The 22,316-nt window shown below is 62.8% G+C and carries 19 protein-coding genes and 1 pseudogene; 11 read left to right on the top strand and 9 right to left on the bottom strand.

The genetic code is table 11. The features are described 5' to 3' along the window. The first annotated feature begins 192 nt into the window (after positions 1–192). Positions 193–1,005 carry a MetQ/NlpA family ABC transporter substrate-binding protein gene (locus tag PQQ95_RS04540; protein WP_408435259.1) on the top strand — a complete coding sequence of 271 codons (813 nt, stop codon included), beginning with the start codon at positions 193–195 and terminating at the stop codon, positions 1,003–1,005. Positions 1,006–1,099: 94 nt separating this feature from the next. Here PQQ95_RS04540 and PQQ95_RS04535 read toward each other — a convergent pair whose 3' ends face one another. Beyond that, positions 1,100–2,026, bottom strand: coding sequence for a GNAT family N-acetyltransferase (locus PQQ95_RS04535; RefSeq protein WP_408435257.1), 927 nt, complete (start codon positions 2,024–2,026; stop codon positions 1,100–1,102). 375 nt (positions 2,027–2,401) lie between these two features. Between PQQ95_RS04535 and PQQ95_RS04530 the strand changes: the two genes are divergently transcribed. The 5 genes from PQQ95_RS04530 to nagE all read left to right on the top strand — a co-directional run bounded on the left by PQQ95_RS04530 (position 2,402) and on the right by nagE (position 9,832). Then, complete coding sequence (locus PQQ95_RS04530; RefSeq protein ID WP_074285541.1) at positions 2,402–3,136, top strand: GntR family transcriptional regulator; 735 nt, start codon at positions 2,402–2,404, stop codon at positions 3,134–3,136. A 101-nt stretch (positions 3,137–3,237) separates the two neighbouring features. Next, on the top strand, positions 3,238–4,341 hold the full coding sequence (nagA, locus tag PQQ95_RS04525; RefSeq protein WP_408435255.1) for an N-acetylglucosamine-6-phosphate deacetylase: 1,104 nt from the start codon (positions 3,238–3,240) through the stop codon (positions 4,339–4,341). After that, positions 4,334–5,341 (top strand): SIS domain-containing protein, encoded by a 1,008-nt coding sequence (locus PQQ95_RS04520; RefSeq protein ID WP_408435347.1) that lies wholly within the window; start codon positions 4,334–4,336, stop codon positions 5,339–5,341. Before nagA ends, PQQ95_RS04520 begins: the two co-directional genes overlap by 8 nt. Positions 5,342–5,379: 38 nt before the next feature. Next, on the top strand, positions 5,380–7,944 hold the full coding sequence (gene ptsP / locus PQQ95_RS04515) for a phosphoenolpyruvate--protein phosphotransferase (RefSeq protein WP_408435253.1): 2,565 nt from the start codon (positions 5,380–5,382) through the stop codon (positions 7,942–7,944). A 97-nt stretch (positions 7,945–8,041) separates the two neighbouring features. Beyond that, the gene (nagE, locus tag PQQ95_RS04510; RefSeq protein WP_408435251.1) at positions 8,042–9,832 is read left to right on the top strand and encodes an N-acetylglucosamine-specific PTS transporter subunit IIBC; all 1,791 of its coding nucleotides are present in this window, start codon (positions 8,042–8,044) and stop codon (positions 9,830–9,832) included. A gap of 156 nt (positions 9,833–9,988) precedes the next feature. On the opposite strand, the gene cydX is transcribed toward nagE, so the two are convergent. The 5 genes from cydX to rpoH form a co-directional block, all read right to left on the bottom strand. Next, positions 9,989–10,105, bottom strand: a complete 117-nt coding sequence (gene cydX / locus PQQ95_RS04505; RefSeq protein WP_408435249.1) for a cytochrome bd-I oxidase subunit CydX — start codon at positions 10,103–10,105, stop codon at positions 9,989–9,991. A gap of 28 nt (positions 10,106–10,133) precedes the next feature. Beyond that, positions 10,134–11,270: a cytochrome d ubiquinol oxidase subunit II gene (gene cydB / locus PQQ95_RS04500; protein WP_408435247.1), complete on the bottom strand. Its 1,137-nt coding sequence runs from the start codon at positions 11,268–11,270 to the stop codon at positions 10,134–10,136. Between the two features lie 34 nt (positions 11,271–11,304). Beyond that, positions 11,305–12,900, bottom strand: coding sequence for a cytochrome ubiquinol oxidase subunit I (locus tag PQQ95_RS04495; RefSeq protein WP_408435245.1), 1,596 nt, complete (start codon positions 12,898–12,900; stop codon positions 11,305–11,307). Next, positions 12,890–13,150 carry a cytochrome oxidase putative small subunit CydP gene (cydP, locus tag PQQ95_RS04490; RefSeq protein ID WP_408435244.1) on the bottom strand — a complete coding sequence of 87 codons (261 nt, stop codon included), beginning with the start codon at positions 13,148–13,150 and terminating at the stop codon, positions 12,890–12,892. The genes PQQ95_RS04495 and cydP overlap by 11 nt, the downstream gene beginning before the upstream one ends. Before the next feature lie 348 nt (positions 13,151–13,498). After that, entirely contained in the window at positions 13,499–14,434 is a 936-nt protein-coding gene (gene rpoH, locus PQQ95_RS04485) for an RNA polymerase sigma factor RpoH (RefSeq protein ID WP_408435242.1), read from the bottom strand. A gap of 363 nt (positions 14,435–14,797) precedes the next feature. Here rpoH and PQQ95_RS04480 point away from each other — a divergent pair, with 363 nt between their 5' ends. Next, a complete protein-coding gene (locus PQQ95_RS04480; RefSeq protein ID WP_408435241.1) occupies positions 14,798–15,361 on the top strand; it encodes an acyloxyacyl hydrolase in 564 nt (187 codons plus the stop codon). A gap of 43 nt (positions 15,362–15,404) precedes the next feature. Then, on the top strand, positions 15,405–15,788 hold the full coding sequence (locus tag PQQ95_RS04475; protein ID WP_408435239.1) for a nuclear transport factor 2 family protein: 384 nt from the start codon (positions 15,405–15,407) through the stop codon (positions 15,786–15,788). A gap of 263 nt (positions 15,789–16,051) precedes the next feature. On the opposite strand, the pseudogene PQQ95_RS04470 reads toward PQQ95_RS04475, so the two are convergent. Together PQQ95_RS04470 and ybiB are read right to left on the bottom strand one after the other, a co-directional pair. Then, positions 16,052–17,035, bottom strand: a pseudogene (locus tag PQQ95_RS04470) (2-isopropylmalate synthase); the annotation flags it as partial. Between the two features lie 532 nt (positions 17,036–17,567). Further along, positions 17,568–18,539, bottom strand: a complete 972-nt coding sequence (gene ybiB, locus PQQ95_RS04465; RefSeq protein WP_408435237.1) for a DNA-binding protein YbiB — start codon at positions 18,537–18,539, stop codon at positions 17,568–17,570. 243 nt (positions 18,540–18,782) lie between these two features. Here ybiB and PQQ95_RS04460 point away from each other — a divergent pair, with 243 nt between their 5' ends. Next, positions 18,783–19,481 (top strand): fumarylacetoacetate hydrolase family protein, encoded by a 699-nt coding sequence (locus PQQ95_RS04460; protein WP_408435235.1) that lies wholly within the window; start codon positions 18,783–18,785, stop codon positions 19,479–19,481. Positions 19,482–19,505: 24 nt separating this feature from the next. Next, complete coding sequence (maiA, locus tag PQQ95_RS04455) at positions 19,506–20,150, top strand: maleylacetoacetate isomerase (protein ID WP_408435233.1); 645 nt, start codon at positions 19,506–19,508, stop codon at positions 20,148–20,150. A 76-nt stretch (positions 20,151–20,226) separates the two neighbouring features. Here the strand turns inward: maiA and ftsY are convergent, their stop codons facing one another. Continuing rightward, on the bottom strand, positions 20,227–21,393 hold the full coding sequence (ftsY, locus tag PQQ95_RS04450; RefSeq protein ID WP_408435231.1) for a signal recognition particle-docking protein FtsY: 1,167 nt from the start codon (positions 21,391–21,393) through the stop codon (positions 20,227–20,229). A gap of 240 nt (positions 21,394–21,633) precedes the next feature. Between ftsY and rsmD the strand changes: the two genes are divergently transcribed. Next, positions 21,634–22,248: a 16S rRNA (guanine(966)-N(2))-methyltransferase RsmD gene (rsmD, locus tag PQQ95_RS04445; protein WP_408435229.1), complete on the top strand. Its 615-nt coding sequence runs from the start codon at positions 21,634–21,636 to the stop codon at positions 22,246–22,248. Positions 22,249–22,316 lie beyond the last annotated feature (68 nt).

Genomic DNA, 22,316 nt, shown 5'->3' with positions numbered 1-22,316 from the left:
GGTGCGCTGAGATTTCTGCATACAGCCTCGTCCCGCGCCGTTGCAGGGGCATATCCATATGCGATCGTGATATTTCCCATCTCGCCGGGCATATGAGACCATTTGCGGTCCAGTTGGCGGCGCACTGCCATAAGCAGCGCAGCCGCCGGCTTCCACCCGAATCTGACATCGATCAGAGAAAGCGAGAATTACATGCAGCGCAGAAACATCCTTAAAGCCCTCTCGGCCGTGGTCGCCAGCGCGGCGATCGTCACCAGCTTCGGCGCACACGCCGACGACAAGGTCATCAAGGTCGGCACTATCGGCGGCCCGGATGCGCAAATCTGGGAAGTCGTCACGAAAGTGGCGAAGCGCGAAGGCCTGAATGTGAAGGTCGTCGAATTCAACGACTACGTGCAGCCGAACGCCGCGCTCGACGCCGGCGACCTCGACGCCAACAGCTTCCAGCACCAGCCGTACCTCGACAGCCAGGTCAAGCAACGCGGCTACAAGATCGTCAATGCGGGCCTGACGTACATTTCGCCGCTCGGCATCTATTCGAAGAAGCTGAAGTCGCTGAAGGATCTGGCGCAAGGCGCGAAGATCGCGGTGCCGAACGATCCGTCGAACGAGAACCGCGCGCTGCTGCTGTTGCAGGCGCAAGGCGTGATCAAGCTGAAGGCCGGCGCGGGCACGAACGGCAATAACGCCACGGCGCTCGACGTCGCCGAGAATCCGAAGAAGATCAAGCTGGTCGAACTCGACGCAGCCCAGCTGCCGCGCTCGCTGTCGGATGTCGACGCTGCCGCGATCAACACGAATTTCGCGCTGGCCGCCGGTCTGCAGCCGACCAAAGACGCGATCGCGCTCGAAGATATCCGCAGCCCGTACGCGAATCTGATCGCCGTGCGCGCGCAGGACAAGGACAAGCCGTGGGTCAAGAAGCTGGTCGCGGCTTATCAGTCGGAAGACGTGCGCCAATTCATCAAGACGCAGTTCAAGGGTTCGGTGGTGCCGTCGTTCTAAGCGACCAGGCTTCAATCCGCACCGCAAAACAAAAACGCCACGGCGATAAACCGTGGCGTTTTTTTGCTCAGGCGTCGCGCATTCGCGATCGAACCTACAACTCCAACTCCCATCGCTCGATCATCAGATCCTTGCCGAAGCGCTGCTCCGCCGTCGTGCAGGCAAGCTTGAAGCCGGCGCGCTCGCATAACCGCCGTGGTTCCGCGAGCGTACTGGCAGTGGTCAGCGTGAGTTTGGTGTACCCTGCGCGCCGCGCGAACCGCACGCATTCGCTCATCAATTGCGTGCCGATGCCAAGACGCTGCACGTCCGGTTCGACCCATAAGAGCCGCACGCCTGCCACGGTCGTCGAAATACCGACGACGCACACCGAGCCGACCACGACGCCTTCCTGATCGGCGACCCAGCACATCTCGCGCACCGGATCGTTGCGCTGCGTGTAATCGGCGACGATGCGCGCGAGCAAGCCCTCGAACGATCGATCCCAGCCGTATTCCGCGGCGAACCATTGCGCCTGCCGATGCACGAGCCAGCCACAGTCGCCGGCGCGCGGCGGCCGAAGGGTCACGAGTTCATGCCGCGGCTTGCGGTCGAGCAGCCGCTCGATCACCTTCATCGCGGCGATCAACTGTTCCTGGGAGAGCGTCGGGAGGCCATTCAGCAACGCCGACACTTCTTCGATCGCTGCCATATCGAGCGGCGCATAGGCCGCATGGCCGCTGTCGGTGAGGGCGATCAGCGACTGACGCGCGTCGGTGTCGGAGGGGCGCCGCGTAATCAGGTTGCGTCGTTCGAAACTGGTCAGCAGGCGGCTGAGGTAGCCGCTGTCGAGGCCGAGATTGCGCCCGAGCACGGAGGCTGTCTGCGCGCGTCCGCGGGACAGTTCGTTCAGAACGCGCACTTCCGTCAGCGAGAAGGCGCTCTTTGCCAGATGTTCATGCAGGGCGCCGATGAGCTGGGTGTAGAAGCGGTTGAAATGGCGGACGGCCTGAGCACGCCGCAGCGCCTCGGAATCTGTCAAATGCTGCTCCCCGGGGGAATTTTTATGGCTTGCTACACATCACTATATTGGAACGGAACCCATTAAAAAAGCCGCGAGGTCAAGGGATGTCCCTTAAGTGGTATCAAAAAGGTATGAATTTTGGGGTGTCGCGTCGGGCGGGAAGAGAACCAATCTGGACCGACCGGATGCCGTCCGGCATCTCGAATACGGGTAAATCCCAATCCTTGTAAACCACTCTCGGAAGCCCTCAAATCACCCGCTGACGCTTATCCAGCAACGCTTTCAGCCGATCCATACCAACATGAGACCAGTTGATTGACTGGTATTATGTTGGTTATATAATGGGCTCTCCTTCTCGTAGGCCGCATTCTTCTCGACGACCGCCGGAGCCCCATGGAAACTCGCTGGTCCGCACTGATGCCTGACGCTCGCAACGTCACGCCGCTCTATCTGCAGCTCGCGCGCAATCTGGCGACGGCGATCCACTGCGGCGTGTGGTCGGCGGGTGAAGCGCTGCCTTCGGAGCGCACGCTTTCGGATGCAATCGGCGTGTCGCGCATCACCGCGCGCAAGGCGATCGAGCTGCTGGTCGAGCAAGGTTTGATCCGGCGGGCACGGGGCGCGGGCAGTTTCATCACGCCGCGCGTCGAAGACCCGCTGTCGCGGCTTACCGGTTTCACGAAGAAGATGCAGCAACGCGGTTTCCGGCCGGATTCGGTGTGGCTCGAGCGCGATATCCGCGCCGCCAACCGCGACGAGCTGGTGCACCTCGGCCTGTCTCCCGGCGCGGCGGTGGCGAGTCTGCGGCGCTTGCGGCGCGCGGACGGCATCGTCATGGCGGTCGAGCATTCGGCGTTGCCCGCCGCGATCGTGCCCGACCCGCTGGCCATCGGCGTGTCGCTTTACAGCTATCTCGAACAACGTGGCGCTGCCGTCGTGCGCGCCCTGCAGCACTTTCGCGCGGTCAATGCGTCGAGCGAGATCGCCTCGTTGATGGATATCGAACCGCGCTCGGCGCTGCTGGTCATCACCCGTATCGGGTATAGCGCGGACCAGCGTGCGATCGAACTGACCGACACTTATTGCCGCGACGATTACTACGACTTTGTCGCTGAATTGCGCACCTGATTGGCGTGCTTGATCGGCGCGCCTCAGCCGGTCGCCATCACGTGCGGCATCGCCGAACGCCATTCAGTCACACCCCGCATTACGCCTCACCAGAGAGACTCATGCTGACCGGAAACATACTCACCACCGATGGGTGGATTCACGGCACGCTCGAATACGAAAACGGCCGCATCACGGCACTGACCGGCGAACGCGCCGATCCGGCGAAGAATGACGCGCCGTACATCCTGCCTGGCTTCATCGATCTGCACGTGCACGGCGGCGGCGGCTCCGACGTGATGGAAGGCGGCGACGCAATCGAAACCATCACCCGCACGCATGCGCGTCATGGTACGACCAGCCTGCTCGCCACCACGATGACCGCGCCGCGCGACGAGCTGATGAATGTGGTCGCGGGTCTGGGCAACAATGCGCGCATACGTACGCCGGGCGGGTCGCGTGTGCTGGGCGTTCATCTGGAGGGACCGTACATCAATCCCGGCAAGCTCGGCGCTCAGCCAGACGCGGCGGTGTCGGCGGTAATGGACGAAGTGCTGAAATATTTGTCGATCGCGCCGATTCGCGTGGTCACGCTGGCGCCTGAAATCGCCGGCCACATGGAGATCATCTCCGAGATGGCGGCGCGCGGCATGCGCGTGCAGCTCGGCCATTCGCTCGGCACCTATGACGACGCCGTCGCCGCGCTCAAGCACGGCGCGTGTGGCTTCACGCATCTGTTCAACGCGATGTCGCCGTTGCACCACCGCAACCCCGGCCTCGTCGGCGCCGCGCTCGCGCATGCCGAATTCGCCGAAATCATTCCCGACTTGCTGCACGTCCATCCGGGCGCGATCCGCGCCGCGTTGCGCGCGATTCCGCGTCTCTATGTCGTGACGGATAGCACATCGGCCACCGGCATGCCCGACGGCGAATACCGCCTCGGCAGCCAGCACGTGACGAAGTGCCTCGGCGGTGTGCGTCTCGCCGACGGCACGCTCGCCGGCAGCACCCTGACCATGGATCAGGCGCTGCGCAACCTCGTTTCGATCGGCTTGCCGATCGCCGATGTTTCAAACCGTTTGTCGCGCTACGCCGCCGACTACCTCGGCATCGAAGACCGCGGCCGCATCGCCCGCGGCGCGTGGGCCGATGTGGTCGTGTTCGATCGTGAACTGGCGTTGACCGCGACTTACGTCGAAGGAGAATCAATTGTCGAATATGCTTAAAGAGGCGCTGGCGTCCGCTGAAACGGTCGCTGCGCAACTCGCGGAACCCTCGCGCGTCGAGGCGCTGGCGGCGAAGCTCGCCCAGCAACCGCGCCATGTCGCGCTGACGGTCGCGCGCGGCAGCTCGGACCATGCAGCGAGTTACTTCGCAAGCCTGACGATGAGCCGCCTCGGTGTGCCGGTTGCCTCGCTGCCGATGTCGGTTGCGACACTGCAGCAAGCGCCGCTGCAGGTGCGCGATCAACTCGCGCTGGCGTTCTCGCAATCGGGCAAGAGCCCCGATCTGGTTGGCACGATGGAAGCGCTGCGCAAGGCCGGCGCGTTGACAGTGGCCGCGGTGAATGCGCCGAACTCGCCGTTGGCCGATGCCTGCGAATTTCACCTGCCGCTCATGGCCGGTCCGGAGCTGAGCGTCGCGGCGACCAAGAGCTATATCGCGATGCTGTCGATCTCCGCGCAACTGGTCGCTCACTGGCAGAAAGACGACGCACTGCTCGGCGCGTTGAACACGCTGCCCGACGCGCTGCAAGCCGCGGGCAAGCTCGACTGGTCGAAGGCGGTGGAGGAATTGCGCGGCATCGAACGCATGATCGTGATCGGCCGCGGGCTGGGCCTCGCCATCGCGCAGGAAGCCGCGCTGAAATTGAAGGAAACCTCCGGCATTCAGGCCGAAGCGTTTTCGAGCGCGGAAGTGCGGCATGGTCCGATGGAACTGATCGATCGCGACTATCCGTTGCTGGTTTTCGCACCGCGCGGTCCCGAACAAGCCGGCTTGCTGCAACTCGCGCGCGACATGCAGGCACGCGGCGCCCGCGTGCTGCTCGCCGCACCGGATGACGTGCCGGAAGCGACCTTGCCGCTCGCCACCACTGCTCATGCGGCGCTCGATCCGATCGCTGCAATCCTGTCCTTTTACGTGATGGCCGCCGGCCTTGCCGCCGCACGCGGGCGCAATCCTGACGCGCCACGCCATCTCAACAAAGTCACCGAAACTCACTGACGAGAAATCAGATGCGACGTGTCGAGGAGTCCCGCTTGATGAGCCATTCTGAAGGCCATATTGTTTTGCTCGCGCCGATGACCGGTCCGGTCGTGCCCTTGGCGAACGTGCCCGACCCTGTGTTTTCGGGCGGCATGTTCGGCGACGGAATCGGCATCGATCCGCTCGAGGGGCGACTCGTCGCGCCGTGCGACGGCACCATTACCCATCTCGCGCGCACCGGTCACGCGGTCACGCTCGCGACGGCCGAGGGCGTGGAGATTCTGCTTCACATCGGCATCGACACGGTCGAGCTGAACGGCAAGGGCTTTGCACCGATGGTTGCGCAAGGCGCACAGGTGCGCACGGGTGAAGTGCTGATCGAGTTCGATCAGGATCAGGTTGCGCTGAATGCGCCAAGTCTCGTCTCGGTGATCGCGATCGCCAATTCGGACGCGTTCGAGATTGTCGAGCGTGCGCAAGACGGCCTGCTGAAGGCGGGCGAAACGCCGCTGCTGGTGCTGCGCGCTCGCGGCGGCGAGGCGGCGCATGCATCGCGTCAGGCGAGTGCCACTAACGTGACCGAAGAAGCTCGCCAGCAAGTCACGCTGGTTCACGCGGGCGGCCTGCATGCACGGCCGGCGGCGCGTGCTCGTGAAGCGGCGCGTGGTTTCGATGCGCGTGTCGAAGTGCGTTACGAAGGGCGTAAGGCGGCGATTGAAAGCGTGGTCGGCCTGCTCGGTCTCGGCGCGGGCGAAGGCGCGACGGTCGAGTTGCTCGGCGTCGGTCCGCAAGCGAAAGCCGCGATCGAAGCGATTGCCCACGAATTGACGCGTGAAGCGCACGGCGAAGTCGAAGAAAAGCCGGCACGTCAAAGCTCACCGGCACCGCAAGCGATTGCTCAAGTGGCAGGCGAAGCACTCGCGCCGAATACGCTCGCGGGCGTGTGCGCGGCGCCGGGCGTCGCGGTCGGCAAGCTGGTGCGTTGGGACGATGCGGATATCGATCCGCCGGAAAAGGCGACGGGTACGTCGGCGGCTGAAAGCCGTTTGCTCGACAAGGCGATTGCCACCGTCGACGCCGATCTTGGTACGACCGTGCGCGATGCGTCGCAACGTGGCGCGGTGGGTGAGGCAGGCATTTTCGCGGTGCATCGCGTCCTGCTCGAAGATCCCACGCTGGTCGACGCCGCGCGCGATCTGATCAGCCTCGGCAAGAGCGCCGGCTTCGCGTGGCGCGAAGCGATCCGCGCACAGATCGCCATCCTGACGAATATCGAAGACGCCTTGCTCGCGGAACGTGCCGCCGATCTGCGCGACATCGAAAAACGCGTGCTGCGCGCGCTCGGTTATACGAACGCGGCGGCCCGCACGTTGCCGGAAGAGGCTGTGCTGGCGGCTGAAGAGTTCACACCGTCGGATCTGTCCTCGCTGGATCGCACGCGTGTCACTGCACTCGTGATGGCGCGCGGCGGCGCCACTTCGCATGCGGCGATTCTCGCGCGCCAGGCTGGCATTCCGGCACTCGTGGCAGTTGGCGATGCGTTGCACGCGATTCCCGAAGGGACGCAAGTGGTGGTGAACGCCACCACCGGCCGCCTCGAATTTGCTCCGACCGAACTCGACGTCGAGCGCGCGCGTCTCGAGCGCAGCCGCCTGGCCGGCGTGCGCGAGGCGAACCGCCGCACGTCGCAACAGGCGGCCGTGACTGCCGATGGTCGCGCGATCGAAGTCGCCGCGAACATCGCCACGCTCGACGACGCGAAAACCGCCGTCGATAACGGCGCCGATTCCGTCGGCCTGCTGCGCACCGAACTGCTGTTCATTCACCGCGCCGCGGCGCCGACCACCGACGAACATCGCCAGAGCTACCAGGCCATCGTCGATGCGTTGGCCGGCCGCACCGCGATCATTCGCACGCTGGACGTCGGCGCGGACAAGGAAGTCGACTACCTGACGCTGCCGCCGGAACCGAATCCGGCGCTCGGCCTGCGCGGCATCCGCCTCGCCCAAGTGCGTCCGGATCTGCTCGACGACCAGTTGCGCGGCCTGCTGGCGGTGCAGCCGCTCGGCGCCGTCCGCATCCTGCTGCCGATGGTGACCGACGTGGGCGAACTGATCCGCATCCGCAAACGCATCGACGAATTCGCCCGTGAATCGGGTCGTACCGAACCGATCGAAGTCGGCGTGATGATCGAAGTGCCGTCGGCCGCCTTGCTCGCCGATCAACTGTCGCAACACGCGGATTTCCTCTCGATCGGCACCAACGATCTGACGCAATACACGCTCGCCATGGACCGTTGCCAGGCCGACCTCGCGGCTCAGGCCGACGGCTTGCATCCGGCGGTGCTGCGGCTGATCGCAGCGACCGTGCAGGGCGCGAACAAGCATGGCAAATGGGTCGGGGTATGCGGCGCACTGGCGGGCGATCCGCTGGCGATGCCGTTGCTCGTCGGCCTCGGCGTGACCGAGCTTTCGGTGGATCCGGTGTCGGTGCCGGGCATCAAGGCGCGCGTGCGCAACCTCGATTATCAGCTGTGCCGTCAACGCGCCCAGGATGCCCTGGCGCTCGAATCGGCTCAGGCGATAAGAGCAGCAAGCCGCGAAACCTGGCCGCTGGACTGAACCCCACACAGTCCGCAACCAGCTTCGCATAGTCACTACGTATCGCTACAAAACTCAACGACGACAGTCGACAACGAGACAAGGATTGGAGGTGTCAATGGATGGGAATCCGTTTCTGAAGATTCAGCGCCTGGGCCGGGCGCTGATGCTGCCGATTGCGGTGCTGCCGGTTGCCGGTTTGCTGCTGCGATTGGGCCAGCCCGATGTGTTCAACATCAAGATGATCGCCGACGCCGGCGGCGCGATCTTCGACAACCTGCCGCTGCTGTTCGCAATCGGCGTGGCGGTTGGCTTCGCGAAAGACAACAACGGCGTGGCGGGTCTCGCGGGCGCGATCGGTTATCTGATCGAAATCGCGGTGATGAAGGACATCAACGACAAGCTCAACATGGGCGTGTTGTCCGGGATCGTGGCGGGTATCGTCGCGGGCTTGCTGTACAACAAGTACAAGGACATCAAGCTGCCCGATTACCTCGCATTCTTCGGAGGGAAACGCTTCGTGCCGATTGTCACCGGCGTGGTCTGTCTGGTGATAGGCATTGTGTTCGGCTACGTATGGCAGCCGGTGCAAGGCGTCATCGATACGGCCGGCCATTGGCTGACCACCGCGGGTGCGCTCGGCGCGTTCGTGTTCGGCGTGCTGAACCGTTTGCTGCTCGTCACGGGTCTGCATCACATCCTCAATTCGCTGACGTGGTTCGTGTTCGGCACCTTCACGCCGCCGGGCGGTGTGCCGGTGACGGGCGACCTGCATCGCTTCTTCGCGGGCGATCCGACTGCCGGAACGTTCATGACGGGCTTCTTCCCGGTCATGATGTTCGGCCTGCCGGCCGCGTGTCTGGCGATGTTCCATGAAGCACCGAAGGAGCGCCGTGCGGTGGTCGGCGGCCTGCTGTTCTCGATGGCGCTCACCTCGTTCCTGACGGGCGTGACCGAGCCGATCGAATTCAGCTTTATGTTCCTCGCACCGGTGCTGTATGTGATCCATGCGTTGCTGACCGGTTTGTCGCTTGCGATCTGCTCGGCGCTCGGGATCCACCTCGGCTTCACGTTCTCTGCCGGCGCAATCGACTATGTGCTGAACTACGGCCTGTCGACCAAGGGCTGGTGGGCGATTCCGATCGGTCTCGTGTACTCGGTGGTGTACTACGGTCTGTTCCGCTTCTTTATCCGCAAGTTCAACATGGCGACGCCGGGCCGCGAACCCGCTGCTGAAGAAGAGCAAGTCGAGTCGTTTGCCGCAGGCGGTTTTGTGTCGCCGGTTGCGGGGGCCGCCGTGCCGCGCGCGCAGCGTTATATCGCCGCGCTGGGTGGCGCGTCGAACCTGTCGGTGGTGGATGCCTGCACGACGCGTCTGCGTCTGTCGGTGGTCGATGCCAACAAGGTCTCGGAAAGTGAACTGAAGACGATCGGTGCGCGTGGCGTGCTCAAACGCGGCTCGACCAACGTGCAGGTGATTATCGGACCGGAAGCGGACATCATCGCCGATGAAATCCGTACGGTGATCGCGCAAGGCGGTGGCGATGCGGTGAAGCCGGTGGCTGCTGCTGCGCCTGCTGTGGCTGCGGCTCCCGTGGCGGCTGCCAGCGGTGCTCAAGGTGGTGCTCAAGGGGGTCCGCTCGACCCGGATCCGTTGCGCTGGCTCGCCGTGTTCGGCGGCGCGGGCAATGTGGTTTCGCTGGACGCTGTGGCGGCGACGCGCCTGCGGATCGTGGTTCGCGATCCGTCTGCGGTGGATCGTCAACGTCTGGCTACGCTCGATACGGCATGGGTGTCGGCGGATACGTTCCACATCGTCGTGGGCGACGCAGCTCAGCGCTACGCCGCGCAATTGGCGACCCGTCTGTCGCCGGGTACGGGTGCCGGTGCGGCGCCGCAGCCCGCGTAACGCAACCTAACGTAGCGCCGAGGAGCGGCCTGTGCCGCTCCATTACTGCGCTCGTCTTCCGATGACGCAGCAATAAAAAAGCGGCACCTTGAATCAAGGTGCCGCTTTTGCGTTTACCGGTTCAAACCTGACGGCGTATGACCGGCAAATGATCCATCAACGCGCTTTCTGCTTGCCCGCTTCCAGAGGCCGGCGCGATTCCAGCCACATTACGTTGATGACGCCGAACGCCAAGGCCACGCCAACGCCGAGAAGCCAACTGAAATACCACATCGCACACTCCTGTTAGTCGTAATCCTGATCAATACATTGAATGGTGATTTTCTTCGAGCGCCGCAGCGGTCACTTTGCCTCGCATCACGCGATACACCCAGCTCGTGTAGATCAGGATGATCGGCAGGAAAATGATCACGGCGATCAGCATGATCTGCAGCGTCATGCGGCTCGAAGTCGAGTCCCATACGGTCAGGCTGCTGCGGCCATCGAGCGAGGAGGGCATGATGAACGGGAACATCGAGAAGCCCGCCGTCAGGATCACGCCGATGATCATCAGCGAGGTCGACAGAAAGGCGCTCTTTTCAAAACGCGAGCGCGCCAGCAACAAGGCCAGTACGCCGCCGACGAGGCCAGCCACTGGCGCAATCACCATCCACGGATAGTTTGCGTAGTTCGTGAGCCACAGGCCGGGTGCGCCGATTACATTCTTCAGCAGCGGGTTGGCCACCGTATTGAGCGGCGGGGCATCGACGATCTGATAGCCGCCGATCATCGTGGCGATCAACGCGCCGGCCAGCAGGAACAGCACCACGGCAGCGAGCGAAGCGATCCGCAGCGCCAGCGATGCTCGCTCGGCGACGACGTCGTCCGCTTTCATTTTCACGAAAGCGGCGCCGTGCGCGGCCAGCATCGACACGCTAACGAGCCCGCATAACACCGCGAACGGGTTGAGCAGCGCGAAGAAACTGCCGTGATACGTGACGCGCAGATCGGTGTCGAACGAGAACGGCACGCCTTGCAGCAGGTTGCCGAACGCCACGCCGAACACCAGCGCCGGGACGAAGCCGCCGACAAACAACGCCCAGTCCCATGCATTGCGCCAGCGCGGGTCTTCACGCTTGCTGCGGTAATCGAAACCGACTGGCCGGAAGAACAGCGAGAACAGCACCAGCAACATCGCGAAGTAGAAGCCGGAAAATGACGCGGCATACACCAGCGGCCAGGCGGCGAACATCGCGCCGCCCGCGGTGATGAGCCACACCTGATTGCCTTCCCACGTTGCACCCACTGTGTTCACGACGATGCGCCGCTCGGCGTCGGTTTTCGCGATGAACGGCAGCAGAATCGCCGCGCCCATGTCGAAGCCGTCGGTGAGCGCGAAGCCGATCAGCAGTACGCCGATCAACACCCACCAGATCAGTTTGAGGGTTGCGTAATCCATGATGATCTTTCCCTTGGAACAGAGTGGCGGCGAATCATGCGGCCGTGTTGGTCGGCAGCGACTGATTCAGCGGCTGTGGTTGTTCGTGGTGATAGCGGCCGGTGTGCAGCGACGAAGGCCCGAGCCGCGCGTACTTGAACATCAGCATGATTTCGATGATGAACAGCACCGTGTAGAACACGACGAAACCGCCAATGCTCAGGTACAGATCGCCCGGAGTCAGGCTCGAGGCGGACAATGCAGTCGGCAGAATGCCGGCAATGGTCCACGGTTGACGGCCCACTTCAGCAACGATCCAGCCGAATTCAGCAGCGAGCCATGGCAACGGAATCGCCCACACGGCCCAGCGTAGGAACCAGCGGCGTTTCTCCAGCAGCAGGGAGCGCTGCGCGCAAAACCAGAACGCCAGTACGAATGTTGCGAGGAACAGGATGCCGAGGCCGACCATCAGTCGGAACGAGAAGAACACGGGCGCTACCGGCGGAATCGTCTTCCTGGCGGCCTGCGCGATCTGATCCGGCGTGGCGTCGGTGACGTTCGCGGTGAACTGCTTGAGCATCAGGCCGTAGCCGAGATCCTTCTTGTGAGCGTCGAAAGCGGCTTTGGCTTCGTCCGTCGTGTCGCCTAGCTTCAGCTTTTGCAACGCGGCGTAGGCGAGCATGCCGTTCTTGATGCGCACTTCGTTCTGCGCCATCAGGTCTTTCAGGCCGACCACCGGTTCGTCGATCGAGCGCGTAGCGATGAGGCCGAGCGCATACGGAATACGGATCGCATAGTCGGTGCGCTCTTCCTTCTGGTTCGGAATGCCGATGATCGTGAAGGGCGCGGGTGCGGGCGCCGTTTCCCATTCGGATTCGATGGCGGCCAGCTTGACCTGTTGAACTTCGCCGGTGCGGTAGCCCGATTCGTCGCCGAGCACGATCACGCACAATGTCGACGCCAGACCGAAGCCGGCGGCGATGGCGAACGAGCGCAACGCGAATTCGGTGTCGCGGCGCTTCAACAGATACCACGACGACACACCGAGCACGAACATCGAAGCGGTCACATAACCGGCCGATACGGTGTGGACGAACTTCACCTGCGCGACCGGATTGAACAGCACCGAGAAGATGCTGTCGAGTTCCATGCGCATGGTCTGATAGTTGAAGGTGGCGCCGACCGGATTGTTCATCCAGCCGTTGGCGACCAGGATCCACAGCGCCGACAGATTCGAGCCGAGCGCAACGAGGAACGTGACGATCACGTGCTGCACTCTCGAGAGCCGCTTCCATCCGAAGAAGAACAGACCGACGAAGGTCGACTCGAGGAAGAACGCCATCAAACCTTCAACGGCCAGCGGCACGCCGAAAATGTCGCCGACGTAGTGCGAGTAGTACGACCAGTTGGTGCCGAACTGGAATTCCAGCGTGAGACCGGTGGTTACGCCCATCGCAAAGTTGATGCCGAACAACTTGCCCCAGAACTGGGTCATGTCTTTGTAGATCTGCTTGCCGGTCATCACATAGACTGACTCCATGATGACGAGCAACCAGGACAGACCGAGCGTGAGCGGCACGAACAGAAAGTGATAAAGCGCCGTGATGGCGAACTGGAGGCGCGACAGTTCCACGACTTCGTTAACGGGCATGTTGATCACCTTGAGACGGATGCGAGGCAGGCACGGACAACAGCGCCTGCGCGACTTGTTCAGGCGGCAGCGACATATGCTCCGCCTGCGGATGATTGAAGAACGCGTACTTGAGCACCATCAGCAGTGCGAATTTGATGGCAAGGACGATGGCGATATCCCGCGCCAGCGTCGGACCGCGCACCCAGGCGGCGAACCGTTTGCGCAGGCTCGAGCGAGGAGTGTTATGGCGATTCAGGGCTATGGTCATGTTCGGTCGGAGGCGACTTCACACCGGTGAATCCGGCTGGACCCAGGCCGCTGGAACGGTCTGGAGAGTGCATCCCGATTTTAGGAGCAGAACCTTGCGCGTGTGAGTTCGGCACTGCGGCATTGGGTCGCTAACCTTGCCCCGTCTGGACAGTATTGCTACGGGCTTTGTGATACGTCAAGAAACGCGTGCTTGACGGGCACGGTCTTGAGTGAGTACGTGGGTATCTGTGATGAGGCGAACGCACCGCCGCTCAGGCACAAAAAAGCCCTGCCTTCTTGCGATGGCAGGGCTCTGAAACCAGACGGCGTGCGCCGGGCGAACCGGCGTGATGAACGTCTTTAAGCTTTATGCATATTCCGTCAACGCGCCGCGCATTTTCTTCATTGCGCTCGCTTCGATCTGGCGAATGCGCTCGGCCGATACGCCGAATTCGTCGGCCAGTTCGTGCAGCGTCGAGCCGCCCGAACCGTCGTCTTCCACCTTCAGCCAGCGTGCCTCGATAATGCGACGGCTGCGGGCGTCCAGCGCGTCCAGCGCGCTCGCGATACCATCGCTCTGCAGCTTGTCGCGCTGACGTGAAGCCAGCACGGCAGTCGGCTCGCTATGCGAATCGGCAAGGTAGGCGATGGGCGCGTACGACTCTTCGCCGTCTTCGACCTGGCCTTCCAGCGCGATATCGCCGCCGGACAAGCGCGTTTCCATCTCGGCCACTTCTTCGCGCTTCACATTCAGCTCTTTGGCGAGACCTTCGATCTCGTCGGGCGTGAATGCGCCGAGCCCCTGCTTGTGGCTGCGCAGATTGAAGAACAGCTTGCGTTGCGCTTTGGTGGTGGCGACCTTCACCATCCGCCAGTTGCGCAGAATGTATTCGTGGATCTCGGCCTTGATCCAGTGCATGGCGTACGACACGAGGCGCACGTTTTGCTCGGGGTCAAAGCGCTTCACGGCCTTCATCAGGCCGATATTGCCTTCCTGGATCAGGTCGGCATGCGGCAGCCCATAACCCAGGTAATTGCGCGCGATCGAAACGACCAGCCGCAGGTGCGACAGGACGAGGCGGCGCGCAGAGACCAGGTTGTCCTGCTCGCGAAATTCGGTGGCGAACTGGCGTTCTTCCGCCGGCGTCAGCATCGGAATCCGATTTACGGCCTGGATGTAGGCGTCGATATTGCCCAGTTGACCGGGCAGCAGCGAGGAATGCGAGAGCGCCAGTGCACCTGCCGAAGCGGCCTTAGCCGACGACGGGCTCAAAGTACTCGGAAGGGTCATTGCATGGCTCACGTAGGAAACTCCTTTGGAATCAGACAAAAGCGTATTCAGTTAAAACGACTCCAGCGTTGGATGTTAGCACTCTGATTTGCCGAGTGCTAATACTTAGAGGTCGTAGGGACATCCAAGTTCCGCATATTCCTATTGAAATTTTGCTTCTGATAGTCATGGTATACCTTTACGGATGACCATGTGCGGGCTGTATAACTTACCTGTCAAAGCACTTTCACTCTTATAAACGGCCGATTTTTTCTGAATTTGAAGTGACTAATTGCGCAAATTCGGGTTTATTCATACGATTCACCAGACGTAAATTGTCTTTAAAATAATCGGGACAGTGTCCGTTGATCAACGTTCGGCTAGCTCGGGTGTGCGATGAAGAACAAAAAAAACGTATTGCGTGGTCTGGTTCTAAAAGGCGCTTCAGTGGCTGTTCTGCTTGGCGGTTCGGGATTGGCCGCCGCCGACCAGTTTGGCGTGCAGATTGCCGGCGGCGTGGGCGATCACCACATCAAAAAACTCGATCTGGGCCTGGTTTGGGATCCGAACCTGACGTGGTGGCAGATCGGTGACTGGCATTTCTCGTTGATTGGCGAAGCGCACGTGGCGTGGTGGCATACCGACGAAGGAAATGTGCACGAGAATATCGGCGAAATCGGTGTGACGCCGATCATCCGCTTCATCAACGCGGCGGGACCGATTCGCCCTTATATCGAAGCGGGCGCCGGTGTCCGCCTGCTGACAAGTCCCAGAATTTCCTCTGACCTCACGCTCGCCACCGCGTTCCAGTTCGCCCCTATGGCGGGTGTCGGCGTGCAATTTGGCAGCCATCAGCATTACGAGGCGGGCTACCGTTTCCAGCATATTTCCAATGGCGGTATCAAAGAGCCGAATCCTGGTATAAATTTCCACCAGCTATATTTGCAATATAACTTCTGACGACCGTGGCCACGTTCGGCTTACCGGTGCAAGGGGCTGAGCAATGGCGGCAAAGATAATCGAAGCGATTCGCGGACTCGAGCGAGAACGCTTTCGTGCGATGGTCGACGGTGACGGGCAATCGCTCGATACGCTGCTCGCGGACAACGTGAGCTATGTCCATACGAACGGCAAGCGTGAGACGAAGCGACAGTTCATCGACGGGATTACCGCCGGGCGCCGCCGCTATCGGCAGATCGAGGTGCAGTCGCAGGAAGTGTTGCCGGTGGGGCGAGAGACCTGCGTCGTCACCGGGCGCGCGCTGATCGAAATGGAAGCGAACAACGGAGCGCTGCTGTTTCCGATCGCCTACACGGCGATTCACACACAGGAAGGTGGCCAATGGCGCCTGATCGCCTGGCAGGCGACCCGTTGCGCGATCGAGTGAGCCTTGTGAGCTCACCCCGTTTCGCAAGTCGCGCCGGGGAGCGCCTTGTGAGCGCTCGGACGGCATGACCGGATGGATTGCATCGGCCATGCTGAATTTGCCGCTTGGCGGGTCAGCCGGGCAGGTTTGGGTGCCATCGCGCTGCCCCAAGCGTTGCCGCAAGCGCGGTTCAGCCTGCCAGGCGCGGCTTTGCTCCCACTTCAGACCTCTCAGGCAGCTACACGCTGCAGATCCTCGTTTCTCCACCCTGACTGCTCCGCCGCCTCGCCCGCATACGGATGCCGTGGATGCACCGGGATCTGGTTGCAACGCTCGACCACGCGCCGCACTGCGTCGATATCGGAGAAGTCGAGGCCCGGGTCGACACCCTGCGAGTAAAGGTTCATCGCGACCGTAACCAGGTCCACGTTGCCGGTGCGCTCGCCGTTGCCGAACAGACATCCTTCGACGCGATCCGCGCCCGCCAGCAGCGCCAGTTCCACAGCGGCCACGGCGGTGCCGCGATCGTTATGCGGATGCACCGACAGCACGATGCTGTCGCGATAGCCGAGATTGCGATCCATCCATTCGATCTGATCGGCGAACACATTGGGTGTCGCGGCCTCGACGCTCGCGGGCAGGTTGACGATCATCTTGTGGTCGCGCGTGGGCCGCCACGTCTGCGCAACCGCGTCGCATACTTCGCGCGCGTACGGGAGTTCGGTCGTGTTGAAGGTTTCGGGCGAATACTGGAATGTCCAGTAGGTATTGGGCCGCGCGGCTGCGTATTCCTTGATGAGGCGCGTGCCTTCCACCGCCAGCGCCTTGATTTCGTCCTTCGACTGGTTGAAGACGATCTTGCGAAACGACGGGCAGATCGCGTTGTACAGATGCACGATGGCGCGCGGCGCGCCCTCCAGCGATTCGAACGTGCGCGCGATCAGTTCGGCGCGTGAGGGCACGAATACTTCGATCGTCACGTCGTCGGGAATGCGCTGTTCTTCGATCAGTGTGCGGACGAAATCGAAGTCGGTTTGCGAGGCCGACGGAAAACCGACTTCGATCTCCTTGAAGCCGATCGCCACCAGCATCTCGAAGAACTCGAGCTTTTGCGCGGCGTTCATCGGTTCGATGAGCGCCTGGTTGCCGTCACGCAGATCGGTGCTCATCCAGATCGGCGCCTGGTTGATCGTGCGGCTTGGCCATTTGCGGCCGGTGAGGCGCACAGCGGGGAAGGGACGGTATTTTTCAGCGGGATTGCGCAACATGATGAGCCTCGTTCGTTGTGTCGTATGCGAAAGGGAGTGGCCGCGAGCGGCTGGCGGGTTGCCACAGATGCACGGCTTGCCAGCCGGTGGCTAGCGGTACCAGCGAACGGGCGCGAACGAACAACGTCATGGTGACGGCGATAGCGAACGTGGATGATGCCCATGCAACGTGCATTTGACCCTCGCGCTTCGTCCGAACGGTAAACGGACGAATGCAAACGACTACAGGTTGTGAAGAACTACGGTCGGGGGTGAGACGGTCACTGAGAGGAACTGCGGAACTGCTTTGAGGACCGCGCTTTGGGCAACTCACCTGGAAAATCAGGCTGCCGACGCGCGGCGCTACGTCTGACTTACGCTAGACGTAGCGATAGGGGCCGCGCTAGGCGGCCGGAGGTAATTCGGAGGGTGTTCGGAAGGGAACGCATAGGTCTAATGTATGACGGCTCGCAGCGGCGTGTCAACCCGCGGCTGTCATCTTCGCGCGGCTGTGCGATGCCACGGGCGCTGCGTTCCAATCACGCCGCGCACATTACACGGGTATTCTCGCGACATCGACGATCAGTTCCACTTGCCGTTCGATCGCGCTCGGGACGGGCGCTTCGCCGCGCAACACGGCGTCGATCCATGCGGCTGTGGTCGGGGCATCGCGAGCTTCGGGCAGGTCGACTTCAGGCGCGTCGGGCGACGAGCGCTCGTGCGGCACACGTGTCTCGCAGATGCCATCGTGCAGCCAATCTACCTGCACCTGGCGCCGCGTGTCGGCCACCGCTTCGCCTTCGGTGCCGCGCGCGAGCAGGGCGCCACCCGCTGCGGCGTCAGGGTGCGTGTTGAACAACTGCGTGAGACTGTCGCGATACGGCGGATGCGTGTAGTTCACGAGCCTCAGCCCGGCGGGCGCGAACGGCTGCAGGATTTTCACGAGCGTATGGGTCGAATTGCGCACGCCCATCCGCCGACGCAGCGAGAGCAGGCGCGCAAGCTTCGGCGCGAGGACGTCGATCGGCGCGAATGCGAGACGCCGCTCGGCGAGACCGTCTTCGATATCGGCGTGCGATCGCGCGTGCGGGATCTGCAGATGCGTGAAGATTTCGGCGCTCGTCACGCGGCCTGGATCTTCGGTGACGCCATGCACCAGCACGGGCACCCCTTCGCGTGCCAGCAGCAGCGCGAGCAGCGGCACCAGGTTGGGCTGTTTGCGCGCGCCGTTGTACGTGGGTATCGATACGGGCCGGAATGCCGCGTGCGGCAGATGAATCGGTTCGAACGACGCCTGCGCGCTGGCCAGCATGGCGGCGAGCTCGTCGGCGGTTTCGCCTTTCACGCGATACGCGAGCAGCACGGCGCCGAGTTCGAGATCGGACACGCGACCGTCGAGCATCGCGGTGTAAAGCGCGCGCGTGTCTTCAGCAGTCAGGGCGCGGGCGCCGTTCGGGCCTCGGCCGATTTCCTTGATATAGCGGGCGCAGGGGAAAGGGTTGGCGGTGTCGGCGAGGTCGGTCATCGGGCGCAGTGGGGCGGGTGGCGTGCCGCCTTGGAGCGGTCGGCCACGGTATTCAAAGGAGGCTATCCAGTGTGAGTATCGCATCTATAGCGATCCGGGGGCTGGCGGTCCGGCGAGTCGATGCGCCGGGGGCGCTGGTCTGCGCGCGCCAATGCCGATCCGCTGCATCGCGCTTTGCTGCGCGTTACACTCGATGTTTTATCGCCGCGCGGGCGCGGCGCAATCCAGAAAACGGAGAACGGGATGAGTTACGTATTTGCACCCGCACCGGTTGTCGCGGTGCCGGTCGTGGGGTCCAGCGAGCAGTTCGCGGTGCGTCGCATCTACTGTGTGGGCCGCAACTACGAGGCGCACGCACGCGAGATGGGGCATGATCCCGACCGCGAGCCGCCGTTCTTCTTCGCCAAGCCGGCCGATGCCGTGTTGTATGTCGCGCCTGGCGCGACCGGCGAATTCCCCTATCCCTCGCAATCGACGAACGTCCACTTCGAGATGGAACTGGTGGCGGCGATCGGCAAAGGCGGCAAGAACATCCCGGCCGAAAGCGCGCTCGACCACGTGTACGGTTATGCACTCGGTCTCGACATGACACGCCGCGATCTGCAGGCCGAAGCGAAGAAGCTGGGCCGTCCGTGGGATACCGCGAAGGGCTTCGATCATTCGGCGCCGCTCGGCCCGATCCATCCGGTCACGACGGTCGGCCATGTCGGCAAGGGTGCGATCTGGTTATCGGTGAACGGCGAGGAAAAACAGAATTCGGACGTGTCGCAACTGATCTGGTCGGTGGCCGAGACGGTCGCCTATCTGTCGACGCTGTTCGAACTGCAGCCGGGCGATCTGATCTTCACCGGCACGCCGGAAGGCGTCGGCGCCGTGGTGCAGGGCGATCTCATGAAGGGCGGCGTGGACGGGCTCGGCGAACTCAGCGTACGCGTCGTCTGACGAGCGGTGGGGGAGACACATAACATGAAGCTCTACAGCTATTTCCGCAGCTCGGCGTCCTATCGCGTGCGCATCGCGCTGAACGTGAAGAATCTGCCGTACGACTATGTGCCGGTGCACCTCGTGCGCGACGGCGGCGAGCAGTTGAAGCCCGAGTATCGCAAGGTGAATCTGGACGGTATCGTGCCCACCTTCGTCGACGGCAACGAAGTGATGCCGCAGTCGCTCGCGATCATCGAGTATCTGGAGGAAACGCATCCGGAGCCGCCGCTCTTGCCTGGCACGCCGGCCGAGCGTGCCTATGTGCGCTCGGTGGCGTTGCAGGTGGCTTGCGAGATTCATCCGCTGAACAATCTGCGCGTGCTGAAATACCTGAAACACACGCTGTGTGTCGACGACGACGCGAAAGACGCGTGGTACAAGCATTGGGTCGAAGCGGGTTTTGCCACGCTCGAGGCGCATCTGGCGGGCGATTCGCGCACCGGCAAGCTGTGTTTCGGCGACACGCCGACACTGGCCGACGCCTGTCTGATTCCGCAGGTATTCAACGCCCAGCGCTTCAAGGTGGATACGGCGAAGTTTCCGACGATTCAGCGCATCTACGATCACGCGATGCAACTCGACGCGTTCGCTCGTGCCGCGCCCGGTGTTCAGCCCGACGCAGAATGACGCGGTGGTTTGAATGAAAAAAGGGCGCTCGGAATGAGTGCCCTTTTTGCTGGTTCGGCGAAGAAGCGTGCCGGGTTCAACCGCCCAGCAACGCGTCCGAAAACTCTTCCGCGCTGAACGGTTGCAAGTCTTCCACCTTTTCGCCGACACCGATGAAGTACACCGGAATCGGACGCTGCCGCGCAATCGCAGCCAGGATGCCGCCCTTCGCCGTGCCGTCGAGTTTGGTGACGATCAGGCCGGTGAGGCCGAGTGCGTCGTCGAAGGCCTTCACTTGCGCGAGGGCGTTCTGGCCGGTGTTCGCGTCGATCACCAGCAATACTTCATGCGGCGCGCCGTCTTGCGCCTTGCCGATCACGCGCTTCACCTTGCGCAGTTCTTCCATCAGATGCAGCTGGGTCGGCAGACGGCCGGCCGTGTCCGCCATCATGACGTCGATCTTGCGCGCACGCGCGGCGCCCACCGCGTCGAAAATCACAGCAGCCGGGTCGCCGCTTTCCTGCGACACCACGGTCACGTTGTTGCGCTGGCCCCAGATGGCGAGTTGTTCGCGCGCGGCGGCGCGGAAGGTGTCGCCCGCAGCCAGCAGCACCGACTGCTCGAAGCTTTGCAGATGTTTGGCGAGCTTGCCGATGCTGGTGGTCTTGCCCGCACCGTTGACGCCCGCGATCATCATGACCAGCGGTTGTGCGCGGCCGAGCATCAGCGATTTTTCCAGTGGCTTGAGCAGGTCGATTAGCAGCGTGCGCAGTGCCGTTTTCACCTGCTGAGGATCGGTGAGGCGCTCGGCGCGGACTTTCTCGCGCAACGATTCGAGCAGGAATTCGGTGGCTTCGACGCCCGCATCCGACATCAGCAGTGCGGTTTCGAGTTCTTCGTACAGATCCTCGTCGATCTTCGTGCCGACGAAAATGCCGGTCAGACTCGAACTCGTTTTCGAGAGACCGGTCTTCAGGCGCGTGAGCCAGGAGCGCTTGGCGCTCGCGTCCTGCTGCGGGGGCGGGACGATTTCGACGGTTTCGAGCGCGGGGACTTCGGACTCGTTTTTGGAGGCTGCGGCAGGCGGTTGCGTGTCGACGACGTGAGCCGGAGGAGCCGCCGGGCGCGGCGCGGACGGCGCGACGGGCGTTGCCGGCGCCTCTACGGCGGGTTCGGGCGCCTCGGCTTCCGGCGCCGTCTGCGATTCTTCTGGCGCGTTATCGGACTCTTTCGAACCCTTGAATCGTTTGAAAAAGCTGAACATGATCTGGCGTGGTGAGAGCGCGCGCCGATGCGCGCAGCCGGGACAGGCCCGTGGGAGCGGCAGGCAGCGTTGCGATGCGGGATGCAAGGCGCTGGAAGCCGCACATTTTATCAGGCGCGCCGCCGCCCGTCGTATTGGCCGAACGGCCAGGCTGGACGCCATGCGCCCCTGTGGTAACGTTGGCGCTCCAGTCCGCTCGCCTCGGCGTCGCGGGCACCCCTATCACGTAATCGAAACTGCATGCCCCGTTCTGCTCCTTCACGCGCCCATGGCGCTTCGTCTAAAGGCGGCAAGCCGCACGCCATCCGTATCATCGGCGGCGACTGGAAGCGCACGCCGCTGCCCGTGCTCGACCTCGACGGCCTGCGTCCCACGCCCGACCGTGTGCGTGAAACCCTGTTCAACTGGCTTGGCCAGCGGCTGGACGGCCTGCGCTGCCTCGATCTGTTCGCCGGTAGCGGCGCACTCGGCTTCGAGGCCGCCTCGCGCGGCGCGGCGCGGGTGCTGATGGTCGAGCGCAATGCGCGGGCCGCCAGCCAACTGCGCGCGAATCAGGAACGCCTGGCGGCGCGTACGATCGAGATCGCGGAGGCCGACGGCTTGCGCCTCGCGGCGAGCCTCGCCCCCGGATCGTTCGATGTGGTTTTTCTCGATCCGCCGTTCGACGGCGATCTGCTCGGCAAGGCGCTCACGCTGGCCGTGCCGTTGCTGAGCCCGGAAGGTTTTCTGTATGTGGAAGCGGGCGACGCGCTCGAGCTCGAAGGAAACGAGACGCTCGCCGGTTGGGAAATCGTGCGGCAAGGCAAAGCGGGCGCTGTCCACTTTCATTTGCTGCAGCGCCAAAATAAGGAATAATGCGCGTTCCAAAACAAGCAGCGGACGGTTACCGTCACGCATGCGGTCGGTGCCAAATGCGTCGCGTG

The sequence above is a fragment of the Paraburkholderia caffeinilytica genome, from assembly GCF_046030355.1.
In the GTDB taxonomy this organism is placed as follows: Bacteria; Pseudomonadota; Gammaproteobacteria; order Burkholderiales; family Burkholderiaceae; genus Paraburkholderia; species Paraburkholderia caffeinilytica_B.
The sequence above is the reverse complement of the archived record's forward strand: the minus strand, read 5'-3'. Positions and strand labels throughout refer to the sequence as shown.

What these genes read in the sequence shown, in the direction of transcription:
- PQQ95_RS04540 (WP_408435259.1), top strand. Translation starts at nt 193, where the DNA reads ATGCAGCGCAGAAACATCCTTAAAGCCCTCTCGGCCGTGGTCGCCAGC.
- cydP (WP_408435244.1), bottom strand. Translation starts at nt 13,150, where the DNA reads ATGACCATAGCCCTGAATCGCCATAACACTCCTCGCTCGAGCCTGCGC.
- cydX (WP_408435249.1), bottom strand. Translation starts at nt 10,105, where the DNA reads ATGTGGTATTTCAGTTGGCTTCTCGGCGTTGGCGTGGCCTTGGCGTTC.
- maiA (WP_408435233.1), top strand. Translation starts at nt 19,506, where the DNA reads ATGAAGCTCTACAGCTATTTCCGCAGCTCGGCGTCCTATCGCGTGCGC.
- ybiB (WP_408435237.1), bottom strand. Translation starts at nt 18,539, where the DNA reads ATGACCGACCTCGCCGACACCGCCAACCCTTTCCCCTGCGCCCGCTAT.
- ptsP (WP_408435253.1), top strand. Translation starts at nt 5,380, where the DNA reads ATGAGCCATTCTGAAGGCCATATTGTTTTGCTCGCGCCGATGACCGGT.
- rsmD (WP_408435229.1), top strand. Translation starts at nt 21,634, where the DNA reads ATGCCCCGTTCTGCTCCTTCACGCGCCCATGGCGCTTCGTCTAAAGGC.
- PQQ95_RS04460 (WP_408435235.1), top strand. Translation starts at nt 18,783, where the DNA reads ATGAGTTACGTATTTGCACCCGCACCGGTTGTCGCGGTGCCGGTCGTG.
- PQQ95_RS04475 (WP_408435239.1), top strand. Translation starts at nt 15,405, where the DNA reads ATGGCGGCAAAGATAATCGAAGCGATTCGCGGACTCGAGCGAGAACGC.
- PQQ95_RS04480 (WP_408435241.1), top strand. Translation starts at nt 14,798, where the DNA reads ATGAAGAACAAAAAAAACGTATTGCGTGGTCTGGTTCTAAAAGGCGCT.
- PQQ95_RS04520 (WP_408435347.1), top strand. Translation starts at nt 4,334, where the DNA reads ATGCTTAAAGAGGCGCTGGCGTCCGCTGAAACGGTCGCTGCGCAACTC.
- cydB (WP_408435247.1), bottom strand. Translation starts at nt 11,270, where the DNA reads ATGGATTACGCAACCCTCAAACTGATCTGGTGGGTGTTGATCGGCGTA.
- PQQ95_RS04495 (WP_408435245.1), bottom strand. Translation starts at nt 12,900, where the DNA reads ATGCCCGTTAACGAAGTCGTGGAACTGTCGCGCCTCCAGTTCGCCATC.
- PQQ95_RS04530 (WP_074285541.1), top strand. Translation starts at nt 2,402, where the DNA reads ATGGAAACTCGCTGGTCCGCACTGATGCCTGACGCTCGCAACGTCACG.
- nagA (WP_408435255.1), top strand. Translation starts at nt 3,238, where the DNA reads ATGCTGACCGGAAACATACTCACCACCGATGGGTGGATTCACGGCACG.
- nagE (WP_408435251.1), top strand. Translation starts at nt 8,042, where the DNA reads ATGGATGGGAATCCGTTTCTGAAGATTCAGCGCCTGGGCCGGGCGCTG.
- ftsY (WP_408435231.1), bottom strand. Translation starts at nt 21,393, where the DNA reads ATGTTCAGCTTTTTCAAACGATTCAAGGGTTCGAAAGAGTCCGATAAC.